This is a genomic window from Janthinobacterium sp. 344 (genome assembly GCF_900112025.1).
Taxonomy (GTDB): Bacteria; Pseudomonadota; Gammaproteobacteria; order Burkholderiales; family Burkholderiaceae_D; genus Janthinobacterium.
The window spans coordinates 633,490-650,939 of sequence record NZ_FOKL01000002.1 but is presented as its reverse complement, the minus strand read 5'-3'; the positions used below and the strand labels follow the sequence as shown (position 1 = coordinate 650,939).

Sequence of the window (17,450 nt, the reverse complement as noted above, 5' to 3'; positions counted from 1 at the left end):
TGTCAAAACGGGGGCCGCCTGCCTGTGCAATAGAACGTATTTTTGATTCACCGGTCTGGACATCATGTTAAGCAATCTTCGTTGTTACCGGCCTTGCCGCCCCTTGGCCGTGATCTTGCCTGGCGCCGATAGTGCTGCCGAGTGGTATTGCCACCGCATTCTCCGCGCCGTCCAAACCCAACCTTACCCCAGCATCCCATGAAAGACACAGGCGTCAATCTGGCCGCGCAAGAGCGGCCCCAGGAAGAACCAGCCCCGCCGGCCCCACCGCCGGTGAGCCCGCCGAAGAAGCGCCGTTCGCGCGTCTGGCCCATCTTTGCCATCCTCGTGCTGGCGCTGATCGCCGGCGTGGCCTGGTTCGTCATGCGCGAAGTGCGCACCTCGGCCCTGCAAGCGGAATTTTTCACGCGCCTGGACCGCCAGCTGACCTACAAGGTCGAGCCCGGTCCCGCGCCGGCCGACGCCATCCGCTACCCGCAGCACGGTCCGTACGACGAGCGCCTCGGCTATGCCAGCCTGCCCGATTTTATTACCAAGCTGAACGCCCGCGACTATGCCGTCACGGCGCAGGCGCGCATGTCGCCAAAAATGGTGCAACTGGTCGACCGGGGCATCTTTGCCACCTATCACGAGAAAAATCGCGCCGGCCTGTCGATCCTCGATTGCCGCGCCGCCCCCTTGTTTGCCGCCAGTTATCCGGAACGCATGTTCGACGGCTTCGCCGAAGCGCCGCCGGCGCTGGTGCAAAGCCTGCTGTTCATTGAAAACCGCGAATTGCTCGATCCGGGCACGCCCATGCGCAATCCCGCCGTGGAGTGGGACCGCTTGAGCAAGGCCATACTCGACAAGGCGCTGAACCTGTTCGGCGGCCACCGCGGCGGCGGCGGCAGCACGCTGGCCACGCAAATCGAGAAATACCGCCATTCGGAAGATGGCCGCACCAGCTCCATGCAGGACAAGCTGCTGCAGATGATTTCGGCCAGCCTGCGCTCGTACCAGGATGGCGAGAACACCATGGAAGCGCGGCGCAAGATCGTCGTCAACTACCTGAATACCGTGCCGCTGTCGGCGAAAAGCGGTTTTGGCGAAGTCAACGGCATCGGCGACGGCATGTGGGTCTGGTATGGCCGTCCGTTTTCCGAAGTGAAAACCTTGCTCAGTGGAAAAATGGAACAGCCGGGCAGCGCGCTGGCCTACAAGCAGGCGCTGAGCCTGCTGATCGCGCAGCGCCGCCCCTCGCACTACCTGGTGGCCGGCGGCGCCGACCTGGAAGAATTGACCAACAGCCATCTGCGTTTGCTGGCGCAGGCGGGCGTGATCTCGGCGCGGCTGCGTGATGCGGCCATCGCCGAGAAGCTGCGCCCGTCGACGGCGTCCGGCGTGCAGTCGGAGGCATCGACCTCGTTTGTCACGCGCAAGGCATCGAATGCCGTGCGCAATCACCTGGCCAGCATGCTCGGTGATCCGCGCTTGTATAACCTGGACCGCCTGGATTTGAAAGTGGTCAGCACGCTCGATGCGCAGGCGCAAAACGCCGTCACCAAGGTCTTGCGCGAGCTGCGCGATCCGGAAGTGGCGAAAGCGGCCGGCCTGACGGGCAAGGGCATGCTGGGCAATGGCGATCCGGCCAACGTGGTGTACAGCTTTACCTTGCTGCAGAAAGGCGACCAGGCCAACTTGCTGCGCGTGCAGACGGATAATTATGACCAGCCGCTGGACATCAACGAAGGCGCCAAGCTGGACCTCGGTTCCACGGCCAAGCTGCGCACCCTCGTCACTTACCTGGATATCATCGACCAGTTGCACCAGCGCTATAGCGGCATGAGCGCCGCCGAGCTGGGCAAGATTGCCGTCGATCCCAAGGACATGCTGTCGCAGTGGGCGATTGCCTATCTGAAACCATTGCCGCTGGGCGAGGCGCGCAACCTGCCCGCCATGCTGGCGGCCGCCATGGAACGCAAATATTCGGGCAATCCCGGCGAAGGCTTCTTTACGGGTGGCGGCTTGCACCATTTCGGCAATTTCTCCAAGCTCGACGACAGCCGCATCATGACGGTGCAGCAAGCCTTGCGCCAGTCGACCAACCTGGTGTTCGTGCGCCTGATGCGCGACGTGGCCCGCTACTACATGTTCTCGCGTCCCGATTCCTCGGCCTCGCTGCTGGCCGACGCGGACGATCCGCGCCGCGCCCAGTACCTGAGCCGTTTTGCCGACAAGGAAGGGCGCGAATTCCTGCACCGCTTCTACCAGAAGTACCGCGGCAAGAGCGTCGACGAGCAGGAGAAAATCCTGTTGGCCAGCATCCGCCCGACGCCCGTGCGCCTGGCGAATATCTTCCGCACTATCAATCCGAAGGGGACACTGGAAGAATTTGGTGATTTCCTGAACGCCAACCTGCCTTCCCAAAATGAAGTGCCGCCCGAGCGCGTGGCCAAGATGTACCAGCAGTACGCGATGGAAAACTGGTCCTTGGCCGACCGCGGCTATCTCGCCAATGTGCATCCGCTGGAACTGTGGATGGTGGCGTACCTGCGCCAGCACGAAGGTTCCACCCTGACGCAGATGGTGGCGGCCAGCGAAAAGGAACGCCAGGAAGTGTACAAATGGCTGTTCAACACGCACCGCAAGCATGCGCAGGACCGGCGCATCGCCAACTTGCTGGAGGTGGAAGGGTTCCTGGAAATCCACCGCCAGTGGAAGAAGATGGGCTACCCGTTCGACTCGCTGGTGCCGTCGTATGCGACGACGCTGGGCGCGTCGGCCGACCGTCCCGCCGCGCTGGCCGAGTTGATGGGCATCATCATCAACGATGGCGTGCGCAAGCCGAGCGTGCGCATCGATTCCATGCATTTCGCCGCCAACACGCCGTACGACACCATGGTCAAGCGGGGCAGCAAGGTGGAAGCGGAGCAAGTGCTGTCGCCGGACGTGGCCAAGGCCGTGGCCAAGGCCATCCGCGAAGTGGTGTCGGACGGCACGGCGAAACGGGCCAAGACGGCGTTTGTCGGCGCCGACGGCGTGCCGATCCCGATGGGCGGCAAGACGGGCACGGGCGACCAGCGCTTCGACGTGTATGGCGCCGGCGGCCGCCTGATCGAGTCGCGCTATGTGAACCGTTCCGCCACCTTCGTCTTCAATATCGGCGAGCGCTTCTATGGCAGCATGACGGCGTATGTGCGGGGGCCGGAGTCAAAAAACTACGACTTCACCAGCGCCCTGCCGGTGCAATTGCTGGTCTCGCTGGCGCCGAGCCTGATGCCGCTGATCGAGGCACCCGCACAGGCCGAAGGCGTGGCGAAGCAGTGCACGAATTAAGGTTTTTTTTGCAGCGGAAAGCCGGCCTACACGGGCCGGTTTTTTTTTGAGGGAGCGCCATTGGACAGGACGCAGCGGATTTTTCAGCACTACCACCGCTTTGACGATGGCGCGCTCGTCTCCATCGAGCAGCAGTACCGGCCCGGGGGCGTGCAGGCCGTGCGCATCGTGCTGTACGCGAGAAACCATGCGCTGGAAGGCAATGTCTGGCGCCAGGTGGCCGTCACGCTGGGCGATGTGCGGGAATTGCTCATCAAGATGCCGGGCAACTTCGTCAACCGCATCTGCTGCGGCGTGAAGCTGCTGCGTTTCGGCGAGCTGTGGTGCGTGGATGTGGATGGCACCTATGCGCACGACGATCCCGCGAGCCTGGACGAGGTGCGCCGCGATGGCGATTGCTACGTCATCGGCGGCACGGTCGAGGCCATCGAACTGGACTAGCCTGCAAAATCCGCCGTCTTGCCGGCCAGGCGCGCGTGATACGCGGCGATGGCGCGGTAGTCGGGACGCTGCATGGGCGCCATCCGCCAGCGCTTGACGGACAGGCCCAGCACGATATCGGCCAGCGTGAATTGCTCGCCGCACACGTAGGCGCCCGTGCGCTGCAGCTGCTGTTCCAATACGCCCATCATCTTGTTCCATCCGCTCATGCCCGCCGCCAGCTGGGCCGCATCCTGGTGCGCTGGACTCTGGCGCACCAGCGACATGAAGGCATAGCGCCAGCTGTTGTTGAGGTCGCCCATTTGCCAATCCATCCATTTTTCCACTTCCGCGCGGGCGCGGGGCGTGCTTGGCAGCAAGTCGTCGCGGCCCGCCTGGGCGCACAGGTAGCGGCAGATCGTGTTCGATTCCCACAGCACCAGGTCGCCATCGAGCAGCACGGGCACCATGGCGTTCGGGTTCAGCGCCAGGAAAGCGGGATCGTCGGTACTGCGAAAGCCGCTGCCCCAGTCTTCGCGTTCGTACGGCAGGTCGAGTTCCTCGCAGGTCCACAGGACCTTGCGGACATTGATCGAGGCGGCTTTTCCAAGAATTTTCAGCATGCGGGGGCTCCCGAGGGCAGGTGGTCGATCCAGCACTGTAGCCGAAATGGCCACGCCGCGCGCATGAAAGTGCCTTGCATAGTTGCGGTTTTCTTGGCATCGTAGCCACCCATGAAACCTATGCGCCACCACATGTCCAAAATCCTCGCGTTCAGCCGCTTTTCCGTGCGCGATTTCCTCGCCACCGCCGGCCCCACCTTGCTGCTGGTGGGCGCGTTTTGCGCGCTGGCGTACTGGCTGGTCGACCCGGCGCCGCCGCGCCAGGTGAGTTTGTCGACGGGGCAGGACAATAGCGCCTACGAAGAGTTCGGCAAGAAATATGCGGCCACCCTCGCCAAGCACGGCATCAAGGTGACTCTGCAGCCATCGCTGGGCTCGCAGGAAAACCTGCAGCGCTTAAATACTGGCACGACCGATATTGCCTTTGTGCAAAGTGGTTCGACGGAACACGCCGACGCCGAGCGCCATGGCCTGATCTCGCTGGGCAGCCTGTTTACGGAACCCGTGTGGCTGTTCATGCGCGAAGACAAGGCAGTCACGGAACTGACGCAATTGAAAGGGCTGAAGATCAACCTGGGGCCGGAAGGCACGGGCGTGCCCAGCCTGTTTCGGCAATTGCTGTCCGTGAATGGCGTGGAAGCCAATGAATTGACGGTGAGCGACTTGCAGAATACGCCCGCCACGGTGGAGCTGCTGGAAGGGCGCATCGATGGCCTCGTGTTCAGCTCGGCGCCGGAAGCGCCGCTGATCCAGATGCTGCTGCAAACGCCGGGCATCAAGCTGTTTGATTTTTCACAGGCGGAAGCCTACACGCGGCGCCTGCCCTTCCTCACGCACGTGGTCTTGCCACGTGGCATCGTCGACCTGGGGCAGAACATCCCCGCGCAGGATTACCAGCTGATCGCGCCGACGGCCACCCTGGTCGCGCGCGAAGACTTGCACCCAGCCCTGGTCGACCTGTTCGTGCAGGCGGCGGCCGGCATCCATGGCGGCACGGGGTGGTTCCAGCAGCAGGGGCAGTTCCCGTCGGCGCGCTACACGGAAATTCCCGTCGCGCCCGAAGCGCTGAAATTCTACAAGGATGGCGCGCCCGTGCTGCAGCGCTACATGAGTTTCTGGCTGGCCAATTTCTTCGACCGCATGTGGGTGCTGGTGGTGGCGCTCGGTGCCCTGATATTGCCCCTGTCGCGCGTGGTGCCGCCCCTGTACGTGTGGCGCATCCGCTCGCGCGTGTACCGCTGGTATGGCCAGCTGCGCACGGTGGAGCAGGCGCTGGAAGACGTGCCGCCAGGGCAGCGCGCGCAAGTGTATGCGGAACAATTGAAACGCCTGGACGAGATCGAGGACATGGTCAACCAGATCTCGATTCCATTGTCGTTTGCCGATGGCCTGTATGGCTTGCGCAGCCACATCAATTTCGTGCGCAAGAGGATACTGACCCTGATGGGCGAGCATCCTGCCGCAGAGGTGGGCGAGCCGGCCTCTACGCTTAAACGAGAGTGACCGACAGCTTGCGCCCAAGCAGCGCGGCGGCCCGTTCCAGCGTGGAGAGCGTCACGTCGCTGCCGGGGTCGAGCAGGCGGTCGAGCTGCGAACGGCTCGTCTGCAGCAGGGCCGCCATGCGCGTCTTGGACATCGCCTGTTCCTGCATCGCCTGTGTCAATTGCCAGGCGATGACTTCCTTGATGGCGCGGTTTTGCGTTTGCTCGAAGATGCCTTCTTCTTTTAAGAAGTCGTCGAGGCTGCTGCCGAGGTGGGGAGCGGTGGCGTTCATGTCAGTTCCTTGTGGCGTTTGCGGGCCAGCGCCAGGTCGTCGTCCGGCGTCGTCCGGGTTTTCTTGATAAAGCCGTGCAGCGCCACCAGGCAATCGCCGTGATGGCAGATCAGCACGCGCGCGATGCGCTTGCCGGGCAAGCTGCTGCGAATTTCCGATAAACCTTGCCCCAGATGCCGGCACAGGGGCATGCCCACGGGCCAGCGCCATTGCGCATGCATCAAGTCTTGTCCGATGACATGGCGTTCCTCAATGGGGAGCGACTTGAGCCAGTCGCGTACGGGTTCGCCGCCATGGCCGTTCGCGTAGAACAGCAGGGTAATCTGCCGCAAGCGGGACGCATCCATGACGCACCTCTACGTTGTACTATATAAGGTACATATTCGCAAGGAGAATTTGCGCCGCAATGGAAAAATCGGGCGCGCATGGATGGTTGTAGCCGATGGCGGGCCATCGCGTGGCCCGCCAGATCAAACACGGTTCAGATAATCAAGTGGCCAGCATCAAGCGGCCAGCGTCAAGCGGCCAGCCTCAAGCGGCCAGCCTCAAGCGGCCAGCCTCAAGCGGCCAGCGTCAGGCGCCCAGCCACGGCAGTCCCGCCTTGCACCAGCCGCCTACCTGCTTGCGGTGGCCGTCGGCATCCTTGTCGCCCTCGAAACCTTCGAGGATGTCGTAGCAGTTCGCGTAGCCGTGCTCGGTGGCCAGCTTGGCCGCATGGCGCGAGCGCACGCCGGAGCGGCACAGGAACAGCAATACGTCATCCTTGCCGGCCTGGCTGGCCAGCTGCTGGACGAAATCGGGATTCGGCACGCCGCCCGGATAGGTGGCCCATTGCACCGCACCATGCTGGGTATCGGCGATGTCGACGCGGCCGACCCAGTCGCGCTCGGCATTGGTGCGCACGTCGATCAGTTTCACGGCAGCATCGAGCTGCAGCAGGTCATACGCTTCCTGCGGCGTCACGGCGCCGGCATACGCCGTGCCTTCGTTGGCGCGGCTGCGGGCGGTGGTCAGGATATCGGCGGCGGTGGTCATGGCGTCCTCGATGAAAGTGAAAAGGTGAGGACGATTATAGTGCGCCCCGCGCGCCCCGCAAGCGGGAATGCAGGTCGCCGTTCAGCGCACCATAAGGAGGCATTTTTGAGGAAATCACCAGAAATGCACGATAATGGTGCGTTATTCGTTTTTCGCACTTGTATAGTGCATTCTTGATTTGACGCAAAGGCGGCGGAAAATCGCCGGCTGGAAAATTTTCACTGGGATGACAGCAATTTGCCTGCGCCTGCCGGGACGCTCCTGGAGCTGGCATGGAATCTGCTATGATCCTTTTGAGTTTTGGTGGCACGCAATGTTTGCTTCGCTTCATCAGCCCGGACGCACTAAGGTCGGCTCACCCCACATTCATTTAGGAGATACGCATGGCAATGACAGCCGCAGAAGTCTTGAAGATGGTAGAAGAGAACGAAGTCAAATTCGTTGATTTCCGCTTTGCCGATACCCGTGGCAAAGAGCAGCACGTGACGGTTCCCGTGTCGCACTTCGATATGGACAAATTTGAGTCGGGCCACGCCTTCGATGGCTCCTCGATCGCCGGCTGGAAGGGCATTGAAGCGTCCGACATGATCCTGCTGCCGGATCCGAACACCGCCAATATCGACCCGTTCATGGAAGAAACGACGCTGTTCATGCAGTGCGACGTGATCGAGCCGTCGGATGGCAAGGGCTACGACCGCGACCCGCGCTCGATCGCGAAACGCGCCGAAGCCTACCTGAAATCGTCGGGCATGGGCGACACCGCCTACTTCGGCCCTGAGCCGGAATTCTTCATCTTCGACAGCGTGCGCTGGAAGATCGACATGTCGGGCTGCTTCGTCAAGATCGGTTCGGACGAAGGTTCGTGGTCGACCGGCAAGGACATCGAAGGCGGCAACAGCGGCCACCGTCCGACCGTCAAGGGCGGCTACTTCCCCGTGCCACCAGTGGACAGCTTCCAGGACATGCGTTCGGAAATGTGCCTGATTCTCGAATCGCTGGGCATCCCCGTTGAAGTGCATCACCACGAAGTCGCCGGCGCCGGCCAGAATGAAATCGGCACCAAGTTCTCGACCCTGGTCGAGCGCGCCGACTGGACGCAAAACCTGAAATACGTGGTGTGGAACGTGGCGCACAGCTATGGCAAGACCGCCACCTTCATGCCGAAACCGATCGTTGGCGACAACGGTTCGGGCATGCACGTGCATCAATCCGTATGGAAAGATGGCAAGAACCTGTTCGCCGGCGACGGCTATGCCGGCCTGTCCGATTTCGCCCTGTACTACATCGGCGGCATCATCAAGCACGCCAAGGCACTAAACGCGATCACCAACCCGGGCACCAACTCGTACAAGCGTCTGGTACCAGGCTACGAAGCGCCGGTGAAACTGGCGTACTCGGCGAAAAACCGTTCCGCCTCGATCCGTATCCCGCACGTGGCCAATCCAAAAGGCCGCCGCGTGGAAGCGCGCTTCCCGGATCCACTGGCGAACCCGTACCTGTGCTTCGCCGCACTGCTGATGGCCGGCCTGGACGGCGTTGCCAACAAGATCCATCCGGGCGAAGCCGCCTCGAAAGATCTGTACCATCTGCCGCCGGAAGAAGACGCGCTGATCCCGACCGTGTGCGCGTCGCTGGAAGAAGCACTGGAAGCGCTGGACAAGGACCGCGAGTTCCTGACCCGTGGCGGCGTGTTCAGCGATTCGATGATCGATGCGTACCTGGAACTGAAAATGCAGGACGTGCAGCGCATGCGCATGACCACGCATCCTGCCGAGTTCGACATGTACTACTCGCTGTAATGGCGCCATGCCGGCAAGCTGCCGGTCGTGAATAAAAAACGCGGGTGAGGCGATGGTCTTGCCCGCGTTTTTTTATGTGGCGCGCCAAGGCGGCGCCAGCGCGGTGTTGTATAGTCGGCCCAGGATCGATGCGGCATGTGCCGACAGGAGTAAAGATTGACCAAGCATTACAGAATGGCGCTGATGGCAGGATTGCTGGGCGCGGCGGCGCAGGCGCACGGACAGCTGTATGTCTGCGCCGATGCGCAGGGACACAAGACCTACACGGACAAGCGGGCCGGCGCGCATTGCCAGCTGCTCGACTTGCCCGGTGCCATGACGGAGCCGCCGCGCAAGGCGGCGCCATTGGCGGGCACGCCTGCGCGGCCCGCCATGCAGGCGGCGGGGACGCCGGCGCCGGCCGCCGGGGCCTTTCCCAGGGTCGATGGCGCCGAGCAGCGCGCGCGCGACCTGGACCGCAGGCAGATCTTGCAGGATGAATTGCGCAGCGAAGAGCAGAAACTGGCGGCGCAGCGCCTGGAATTCAATGCAGGCCAGCCCGAACGCCAGGGCAATGAGCGCAACTATGCCAAGTACCAGGAGCGAGTGGCGCAGTTGAAGGACAACATCAGCCGCACGCAGCAAAATATAGACGCCCTGAAACGCGAGATCGCGAATATTCGGTAAAGCACATGACACTAGACACCCATGCCAGCCGCCCGGCCCACCTGGCCGGCCTTGATTTGCTGGCCTCGGCCGTGATCCTGCTCGACGGCGATGGCCGCATCGGCTACGCCAACGCGGCGGCGGAAAACCTGCTGGAAAGCTCATTAAAGGCTCTGTCGCGGCAAAAGCTGACGGCCCTGTTCCTCAATCCCGAGGAGCTGGCCGGCATTTGCGCGCAGGCGCTCGAGCATAAATTTTCCGACCTGCGCCAGGACCTGAGCCTGGAACGCCCGGGACGCGAGCCCTTGCGCGTGCACAGCATCATCAGCGCGCTCGATGCGCCGCGCGACAGCGTGCTGATCGAACTGCGCGAAAACGTGCAGCAATTAAAACTCGACCGCGAGGAGCGCATCCTCGACCAGAGCCAGGTCAACAAGGAGCTGATCCGCAACCTGGCGCATGAAATCAAGAACCCGCTGGGCGGCATCCGCGGCGCGGCCCAGCTGCTGGAACTGGAATTGCCGGCGCTGCACCTGAGCGAGCTGCGCGAGTACACGCAAGTCATCATCAAGGAAGCGGACCGGCTGCAGACCCTGGTCGACCGGCTGCTGGCGCCGCACCGCCGCCCGCACATCGTGGGCGACGTGAATATCCACGAAGTGTGCGAGCGCGTGCGCAGCCTGATCCTGGCCGAGTTCCCCAGCGGCCTGACCATTTCGCGCGATTACGATGCCTCGATTCCCGAGTTTCGCGGCGACAAGGAGCAGCTGATACAGACGGTCCTCAACATTGCGCACAACGCGGCGCAGGCGCTGGCCGAGCGCATCGAGGCGGGCGATGCGGAGTTGATTTTCAAGACGCGCGTGGCGCGCCAGGTGACTCTGGCCAAGGTGCGCTACAACCTGGCATTAGACTTGCATATCATTGACAATGGACCGGGCATCGCACCCCAGATCCGCGACCGGATTTTCTACCCGCTGGTGTCGGGCAGGGAAGGCGGCAGCGGTTTGGGGCTGACCTTGGCGCAAACCTTCGTGCAACAGCACCTGGGCGTGATCGAGTGCGAAAGCCGGCCTGGATACACCGATTTCAGGATCGTTCTCCCCTTGCCATAAGCGAGGCTGTATCCCACCCATGAAATCCATTGCGGGACGCACACACTAATGAAGCCAATCTGGATAGTTGACGACGACGAATCAATCCGCTGGGTGCTGGAAAAGGCCCTGGCGCGGGAAAACCTCGCCACCAAGAGTTTTGCCAATGCGCGCGATGCCATCGCCGCGCTGGAACTGGACACGCCGCAAGTGCTCGTCTCGGACATCCGCATGCCGGGCGCCTCCGGCCTGGAATTGCTGCAGACGGTCAAGTCGCGCTTTCCTGGCTTGCCGGTCATCATTATTACCGCCTTTTCCGACCTCGACTCGGCCGTCGCGGCGTTCCAGGGCGGCGCCTTCGAATACCTGGCCAAGCCCTTCGATATCGACAAGGCCGTCGAGCTGATCCGCCGCGCGCTGGAAGAAAGCCTGCGCGAGACCAGCGTCGAGTCGGGCCCCTCCGAAACGCCGGAAATCCTCGGCCAGGCGCCGGCCATGCAGGAAGTGTTCCGCGCCATCGGCCGCCTGTCGCAATCGAATGTGACGGTGCTCATCACGGGCGAATCCGGTTCCGGCAAGGAACTCGTGGCGCGCGCGCTGCACAAGCACAGTCCGCGCGCGGCGCAGCCGTTCATCGCCCTGAACACGGCGGCGATCCCGAAGGATTTGCTGGAATCGGAACTCTTCGGTCATGAGCGGGGCGCGTTTACGGGCGCGCAGACGACGCGCCGGGGCCGCTTCGAGCAGGCCGAGAACGGCACGCTGTTCCTCGACGAGATCGGCGACATGCCGTTCGATCTGCAGACGCGGCTGCTGCGCGTGCTGTCCGACGGGCATTTCTACCGCGTCGGCGGGCACCAGCCCATGAAGGCCAATGTGCGCGTGATTACGGCCACGCACCAGAACCTGGAGCAGCGCGTGCGGGACGGCCTGTTCCGCGAGGATTTGTACCACCGCCTGAACGTGATCCGTCTGCGCCTGCCCAGTTTGCGGGAGCGGCGCGAGGATATCCCCATTCTGGTGCGCCACTTCCTGGTGCAAAGCGCGCGCCAGCTGGGCGTGGAAGCCAAGCGCATGAGCGAACCGACGATGCAGTTCCTCAGCGGCCTGGATTTGCCCGGCAACGTGCGCCAGCTGGAAAACCTGTGCAACTGGATCACCGTCATGGCGCCGGGCCAGACGGTGGAAATCAAGGACTTGCCGCTGGAATTGACGCAGGGACAGGGCGACGGCGCCGCCGCCGTCTCCGCTGAAGCGGCGCCGGCCGCCGTCGGCCATGCGCCGGGCGGCCAGGTGTTCGATGCGGCGGTGCCGGCGAATGGCGCGCCGCCGGGCTGGATCGGCTTGCTGGAGCTGCAGGCGGCCGGCATGCTGGGCGCGGGGCAGCAGGAAGTCATGGCCGTGCTGGGGCGCCAGTTCGAATCGGCCCTGATCAAGACGGCGCTCAAGCATACGCATGGGCGCAAGAACGATGCGGCCGTGCGCCTGGGCATCGGCCGCAACACCATCACCCGCAAGATCTCCGAGCTGGGCATCGACGGCGCCAAGGACGATTGAAACAGGGCTGGACGGGGACTCCCCCCGTCCGCTTTGCCGCCCCGCGTGCCTGGCACGCCACAACCCCACAATAAATGCAGGCGATAAGGTAAGCTGGCGCTTGCCGGACTGTTTCGTCCGGTCTTAACTTTTATTGTGGAAATTGTATGCCGGGATTCGTATGCTGATTAACTGCGTGGCCTACCAGGATGGCAAAAAACTGGCCGACTTGCCGATCGACGATATCAGCGATTATGTCGAACGCCCCGACTGCTTCGTCTGGGTCGCCCTGCTCGACGCCACGCCGGACGAGCTGAAACAGATGCAGCACGAGTTTTGCCTGCACGAACTGGCAGTCGAGGATGCGCAGCGGGGGCACCAGCGGCCGAAGATCGAGGAATACGGCGATTCCCTGTTTGCCGTCGTGAAAACCGTGGAAATGGTCGAGAACGAACTGGTGCTGGGCGAAGTCGATATTTTCGTTGGCGCCAATTACGTGCTCTCGTCGCGCAGCAACAGCTCGCAGGGTTTCCTCGGTGTCCGCGCGCGCGCCGAGCGCGAGCCGCACCTGCTGCGCCAGGGGTCGGCCTTCGTACTGTACGCGCTGATGGATGCCGTCGTCGACCGGTATTTCCCCGTGCTCGACGCGCTGGAATCGGAACTGGAACTGATCGAGGACCGCATCTTCGACCGCGGCACGGAGCGCGACAACATCGAACGCCTGTACCAGCTGAAACGCAAGGTCATGGTCTTGCGCCATGTGGTGGCGCCCCTGATGGAAGCCGTGGGCAAGCTGCATGGCGGCCGCGTGCCGCCGCTGTGTCACGATACCCAGGAGTATTTCCGCGATGTCCACGACCACCTGGCCCGCATCAATGGCACGCTTGACACCATCCGCGACACCATCAGCACGGCCATCCAGGTGAACCTGTCGATGGTGGCCATCGATGAGAGCGAAGTGAACAAGCAATTGGCGGCCTGGGCGGCTATCTTCGCCGTGTTTACCGCCTTTGCCGGCGTGTGGGGCATGAACTTCAAGTTCATGCCGGAGCTGGACTGGCATTATGGCTATCCCGTTGCCGTGGGAATCATGAGTTGTGTCTGTGGCTATATGTACTACCTGTTCAAGCGTTCCGGCTGGCTATAAAAATTTCCCGCGCATCTGTATTATTAAACAATAGCCAGGGGTACAATCGCGGCAGGTCCCCATGCGGGCCATTGCTGAGGATAGCCGCGCCGGCAGACGTGCGGGCGCTTCCCGTGCTGCGCAGGAGTTTTCATGAGTATTCCGTTGTTTGATGTGAATTCGCAAGAACCCCTGTTCGATCCCGAGCAGCGGCGTACCCTGGCGGAAGCGGCCCTGCGCTCGATTACCGCCTCGACGGCGCGCGCCCGGGGCGACGATTTCCTGCGCATCCTCGTCAAGGACCTGGCCGAGGCGCTCGATGTGCACTACGTGATCGCCGGACGCCTGATCCGCATGGACGATGGCAGCGAAGGCATCCGCACCCTGGCCCTGTGGGGCGGCGACGGCTATCAGCCGAATATCGAATACAGCCTGCGGCACACGCCGTGCCAGGATGTGACTTGCCAGAGCATGTGTTTTCACGGCAGCGACATTCAGCGTCGCTTTCCTTTTGATAGCCTGCTGGTCGACATGCGCGCGGAAAGCTATGTCGGCATGCCGCTGATCGATACGGACGGCAAGACATTGGGCATCCTGTCGGCCATCGACACGCGTCCCATCGATGAAAACAAGCGCTTGCTGGCCTTGCTGCTGTTGTCGATTTTTTCCGCCCGCAGCGCGGCCGAGCTGCAGCACCAGGAGCATGCCCAGCAGCTGGAAGAGATTGTTCGCGTGCGTACAGAATCGCTGCTGGCGGCGCAGGCCAACCTGATCGAGCAGGAGCAGATGGCGGCGCTCGGGTCGCTGGTGGCGGGGGTGTCGCATGAAGTCAACACGCCGATCGGCGTGGCGCTGACGGCCGCGTCGAGCATGGGCAGCTATGCCGACCAGCTGGTGCAATTGCTCGGCGGCGCCAAGGTCAGCCGGGCCGAATTGATCGACGTCGCCGAATCGCTCAAGGGCGCGGCGGCCCTGATCGAGCGCAACCTGGCGCGTGCCGCCGACCTGATCGGCAACTTCAAGCAATTGGCGGTGGACCAGGTCAGCGAATACGTGGCCGACCTGGCGCTGCACGACTATGTGCACGGCCTGGTATCGGCGCACAGCCCGGAGCTGCGCAAGGCCGCGCTGGGCGTGGAGCTCGACATCGCGCCCGATTGCCAGGTACGCCTGGCGGCCGGCAAGCTGTCGCAAATCCTCTCGAACCTGTTGATGAACAGTGCCCGCCACGGCTATCCGCACGGCGGCCCGGGGCGCATCCTGATCCGCGCGCGCATCGAAGCGGCGGCGGACGACAGTGCCCTGCCATGGCTGTTGCTGGAGTTTTCCGACGACGGCATCGGCCTGGCGCCCGCCGTGCGCGAGCACATGTTCGAACCGTTCTTCACCACCAAGCGGGGCCAGGGCGGCTCTGGCCTGGGCATGCATATCGTCTACACCATCGTGCAGCAACTGGGCGGTCAGGTCTGCGCCATCGACAGCACGCCGGGCTGCCATATCCACATCAGGCTGCCGTTGGCGGCCTGATGCCGATCTTATGCCTTGGCGATGGACAGGGCGACGGCCTCGGCCACCTTGATGCCGTCGACGGCCGCTGACAGAATGCCGCCCGCGTAACCGGCGCCTTCGCCAGCCGGGAACAATCCCCGCGTGTTCAGGCTTTGCAGGTCGTCGTCGCGGCGCTTGATGCGGATCGGCGAAGAGGTGCGCGTTTCCACGCCCGTCAGCACGGCGTCGGCCTTGTAATAGCCCTTGATTTGCTTGTTGAACGCGGGGAAGGCTTCGCGCAGGGCCGTGATCGCATACTCGGGCAGGGACGGCGCCAGGTCCGTCAGGTGCACGGCCGGCTTGTACGACGGCACGACGCTGCCGAACTCGGTCGAGGCGCGGCCGGCGACAAAGTCGCCCACCAATTGTCCGGGTGCATCGTAATTACCGCCGCCCAAGGCAAAGGCGCGCTCTTCCAGCTCGCGTTGCAAGGCGATGCCGGCCAGCGGGTCGCCCGGGTAGTCGGCCGGGGTGATGCCGACGACGATGGCGCTGTTGGCGTTGCGTTCGTTGCGCGAATACTGGCTCATGCCATTCGTCACCAGGCGGCCCGGCTCCGAGGCTGCCGCCACCACGGTGCCGCCCGGGCACATGCAGAAGCTGTAGACGGAACGGCCATTGCTGGCATGGTGCACCAGCTTGTAGTCGGCCGCGCCCAGAATCGGGTGGCCGGCGCTGGGGCCGAAGCGGCAGCTGTCGATCAACGATTGCGGGTGTTCCACGCGGAAGCCGATCGAGAACGGCTTCGCCTCGATATACACACCGCGCTTGTGCAGCATTTCAAAGGTGTCGCGCGCGCTGTGGCCGATGGCCAGCACCACGTGGTTGCTGGCGATGGTCTCGCCGCTGGCCAGCACCACGCCGCGCACCTGGCCGCCGTCGGCGCCGGGCACGATGTCGATGTCGACGACCTTGCTCTCGAAGCGGTATTCGCCGCCCAGCTGCTCGATATTCGCGCGCATTTCTTCCACCATCTTGACCAGGCGGAAGGTGCCGATGTGCGGCTTGCTCACATACATGATTTCTTCGGGCGCGCCCGCCTTGACGAATTCCGTCAGGACTTTGCGGCCGTAGTGTTTCGGGTCCTTGATCTGGCTGTACAGCTTGCCGTCGGAAAAGGTGCCGGCGCCGCCTTCGCCGAACTGCACGTTCGATTCCGGGTTCAGTTCGCGCTTGCGCCAGAAGCCGAAGGTGTCGACCGTGCGTTCGCGCACCTGTTTGCCCCGTTCCAGGATGATGGGGCGCAAGCCCATCTGCGCCAGGATCAGCGCCACGAACAGGCCGCAAGGGCCCGTGCCGATGACGATGGGGCGCGGTTCATTGCTGTGCCCAGCCAGCTGTTCGCCACCGGCGACGAATTTATAGTCGGTGTCGGGCGCGGGCATCAGGTGCACATCGTGTTGCAGGCGGGCCAGCACGGCCGCCTCATTCTTGACCTCAACATGCAGCGAGTAAATCAGCACCACGGCGCTGCGCTTGCGCGCGTCATAGCTGCGCTTGAAGACGGTAAAGCCCAGCAGGTCGGCGGCATCGATGCCGAGCCGGGCCAGGATGGCGGCGGGCAGGGCCGCTTCGTCGTGTTCGAGGGGGAGTTTTACTTCGTTGAGTCGCAACATGGTGTGTATTTTCAAAAATTGCCGGGCTCCGTATCTAGCGGAGAGTCTGTGAGGCGCGCGCGGGCGCTGCGTCAAGGCGCTATTTTACCTGCTGTGCGGCGTGTTGTAGCGGCGGGAAGGGCCGGCCATCGGTGCTGGCGGCTGGCGGCGTTGCAGGAAAGCGCTCAGCGGCGTGGCGCAGCGCAATGCGGCGATCCGGGCTTGATATCAGGAAATAATGAAGAGATATTCGGCGCGCTGTCCGCAAGCATGAATTTTTTCCATCCGGTGGAAATGAATTTATCCGCAATTTTAAATGGCGTGCCGATACGGCTGCTACATTGCAGCGATCATTGTGGCGGTAATTTAAATGAATGGCCGGGAGAATGTCGGCGGATATTTAACGAATATCCATGGATTATCTGGATATATATTTTCGCGAAACGAAAAATATCCTGATATCTTATTGGCGTGAATTTTGAATATGCGGAAATATCTGCAGCCGATATGGATGGACAGTGTTTCGCAAGCTCACTACTTGTTTGAAAGCTGGATAGTAATGTAGTGGAAAAAATTGGTTTTTGATAGATTTAATTCGTCTTGTTGTAATTTTCCAACATGATCATTTCGACATCATCCTCAACGTGGCGCAGGGCGCCAGCGGTTGCTGCCAGGCTTGTGCCACGCGAAAGCTGTGTCCGGACGGCTGTCCAGCCCTGCGCCAGATTGGTGCGCCAGCGGAGTGAAAACAGGCGCGCAGCCCGATGGCGGGCAATTTTTCGCTCAACCGGATGCTTGGCCATGAGCATTGGTCGGCGTTGCCGGGCGTTTTTCGTGTTGCGTGTCATTGCCCCTGAAATGGCGCATAAAACACGGGTGTTTTTTTCTTGCACCAATTCGGTGCGCACGGATTTTTAAACAGTGTAGCAATATTTTTTAC

General features: G+C 62.5%; 16 protein-coding genes. 10 read left to right on the top strand and 6 right to left on the bottom strand.

Annotated elements, in window-relative coordinates; translation table 11 throughout:
* Positions 1-198 precede the first annotated feature (198 nt).
* Together BM193_RS09085 and BM193_RS09080 are read left to right on the top strand one after the other, a co-directional pair.
* Positions 199-3,315, top strand: a complete 3,117-nt coding sequence (locus BM193_RS09085) for a transglycosylase domain-containing protein (protein WP_092798173.1) — start codon at positions 199-201, stop codon at positions 3,313-3,315.
* Between the two features lie 60 nt (positions 3,316-3,375).
* Positions 3,376-3,756, top strand: coding sequence for a hypothetical protein (locus tag BM193_RS09080; protein WP_092798174.1), 381 nt, complete (start codon positions 3,376-3,378; stop codon positions 3,754-3,756).
* Here BM193_RS09080 and BM193_RS09075 read toward each other — a convergent pair.
* On the bottom strand, positions 3,753-4,358 hold the full coding sequence (locus BM193_RS09075; RefSeq protein WP_092798175.1) for a glutathione S-transferase family protein: 606 nt from the start codon (positions 4,356-4,358) through the stop codon (positions 3,753-3,755). The genes BM193_RS09080 and BM193_RS09075 overlap by 4 nt on opposite strands.
* Positions 4,359-4,490: 132 nt before the next feature.
* Between BM193_RS09075 and BM193_RS09070 the strand changes: the two genes are divergently transcribed.
* The gene (locus BM193_RS09070) at positions 4,491-5,861 is read left to right on the top strand and encodes a TAXI family TRAP transporter solute-binding subunit (protein WP_092798544.1); all 1,371 of its coding nucleotides are present in this window, start codon (positions 4,491-4,493) and stop codon (positions 5,859-5,861) included.
* Here the strand turns inward: BM193_RS09070 and BM193_RS09065 are convergent.
* From BM193_RS09065 to BM193_RS09055, 3 genes are all read right to left on the bottom strand, one after another.
* Positions 5,848-6,132 carry a helix-turn-helix domain-containing protein gene (locus tag BM193_RS09065; protein ID WP_092798176.1) on the bottom strand — a complete coding sequence of 95 codons (285 nt, stop codon included), beginning with the start codon at positions 6,130-6,132 and terminating at the stop codon, positions 5,848-5,850. The genes BM193_RS09070 and BM193_RS09065 overlap by 14 nt on opposite strands.
* A complete protein-coding gene (locus tag BM193_RS09060; protein ID WP_092798177.1) occupies positions 6,129-6,479 on the bottom strand; it encodes a type II toxin-antitoxin system RelE/ParE family toxin in 351 nt (116 codons plus the stop codon). Before BM193_RS09060 ends, BM193_RS09065 begins: the two co-directional genes overlap by 4 nt.
* 226 nt (positions 6,480-6,705) lie before the next feature.
* Positions 6,706-7,167: a rhodanese-like domain-containing protein gene (locus tag BM193_RS09055; RefSeq protein ID WP_092798178.1), complete on the bottom strand. Its 462-nt coding sequence runs from the start codon at positions 7,165-7,167 to the stop codon at positions 6,706-6,708.
* Between the two features lie 383 nt (positions 7,168-7,550).
* Between BM193_RS09055 and glnA the strand changes: the two genes are divergently transcribed.
* From glnA to BM193_RS09025, 6 genes are all read left to right on the top strand, one after another.
* Positions 7,551-8,966, top strand: a complete 1,416-nt coding sequence (gene glnA / locus BM193_RS09050; RefSeq protein ID WP_070219258.1) for a type I glutamate--ammonia ligase — start codon at positions 7,551-7,553, stop codon at positions 8,964-8,966.
* 156 nt (positions 8,967-9,122) lie between these two features.
* Positions 9,123-9,632, top strand: coding sequence for a DUF4124 domain-containing protein (locus BM193_RS09045; protein WP_368087088.1), 510 nt, complete (start codon positions 9,123-9,125; stop codon positions 9,630-9,632).
* Positions 9,633-9,637: 5 nt separating this feature from the next.
* The gene (gene glnL, locus BM193_RS09040; RefSeq protein ID WP_092798179.1) at positions 9,638-10,726 is read left to right on the top strand and encodes a nitrogen regulation protein NR(II); all 1,089 of its coding nucleotides are present in this window, start codon (positions 9,638-9,640) and stop codon (positions 10,724-10,726) included.
* A 48-nt stretch (positions 10,727-10,774) separates the two neighbouring features.
* Positions 10,775-12,262, top strand: a complete 1,488-nt coding sequence (gene ntrC, locus BM193_RS09035) for a nitrogen regulation protein NR(I) (RefSeq protein WP_092798180.1) — start codon at positions 10,775-10,777, stop codon at positions 12,260-12,262.
* 160 nt (positions 12,263-12,422) lie between these two features.
* Positions 12,423-13,388 (top strand): magnesium/cobalt transporter CorA, encoded by a 966-nt coding sequence (gene corA, locus BM193_RS09030; RefSeq protein WP_092798181.1) that lies wholly within the window; start codon positions 12,423-12,425, stop codon positions 13,386-13,388.
* A gap of 132 nt (positions 13,389-13,520) precedes the next feature.
* Positions 13,521-14,894 carry a GAF domain-containing sensor histidine kinase gene (locus BM193_RS09025; protein ID WP_092798182.1) on the top strand — a complete coding sequence of 458 codons (1,374 nt, stop codon included), beginning with the start codon at positions 13,521-13,523 and terminating at the stop codon, positions 14,892-14,894.
* 8 nt (positions 14,895-14,902) lie between these two features.
* On the opposite strand, the gene BM193_RS09020 is transcribed toward BM193_RS09025, so the two are convergent.
* A complete protein-coding gene (locus tag BM193_RS09020; protein ID WP_092798183.1) occupies positions 14,903-16,531 on the bottom strand; it encodes an NAD(P)/FAD-dependent oxidoreductase in 1,629 nt (542 codons plus the stop codon).
* A 3-nt stretch (positions 16,532-16,534) separates the two neighbouring features.
* Between BM193_RS09020 and BM193_RS28270 the strand changes: the two genes are divergently transcribed.
* Positions 16,535-16,969 (top strand): hypothetical protein, encoded by a 435-nt coding sequence (locus tag BM193_RS28270; RefSeq protein WP_139176137.1) that lies wholly within the window; start codon positions 16,535-16,537, stop codon positions 16,967-16,969.
* Between the two features lie 131 nt (positions 16,970-17,100).
* Here BM193_RS28270 and BM193_RS09015 read toward each other — a convergent pair whose 3' ends face one another.
* Positions 17,101-17,418, bottom strand: a complete 318-nt coding sequence (locus BM193_RS09015; RefSeq protein WP_139176138.1) for a hypothetical protein — start codon at positions 17,416-17,418, stop codon at positions 17,101-17,103.
* Between the last annotated feature and the right edge of the window lie 32 nt (positions 17,419-17,450).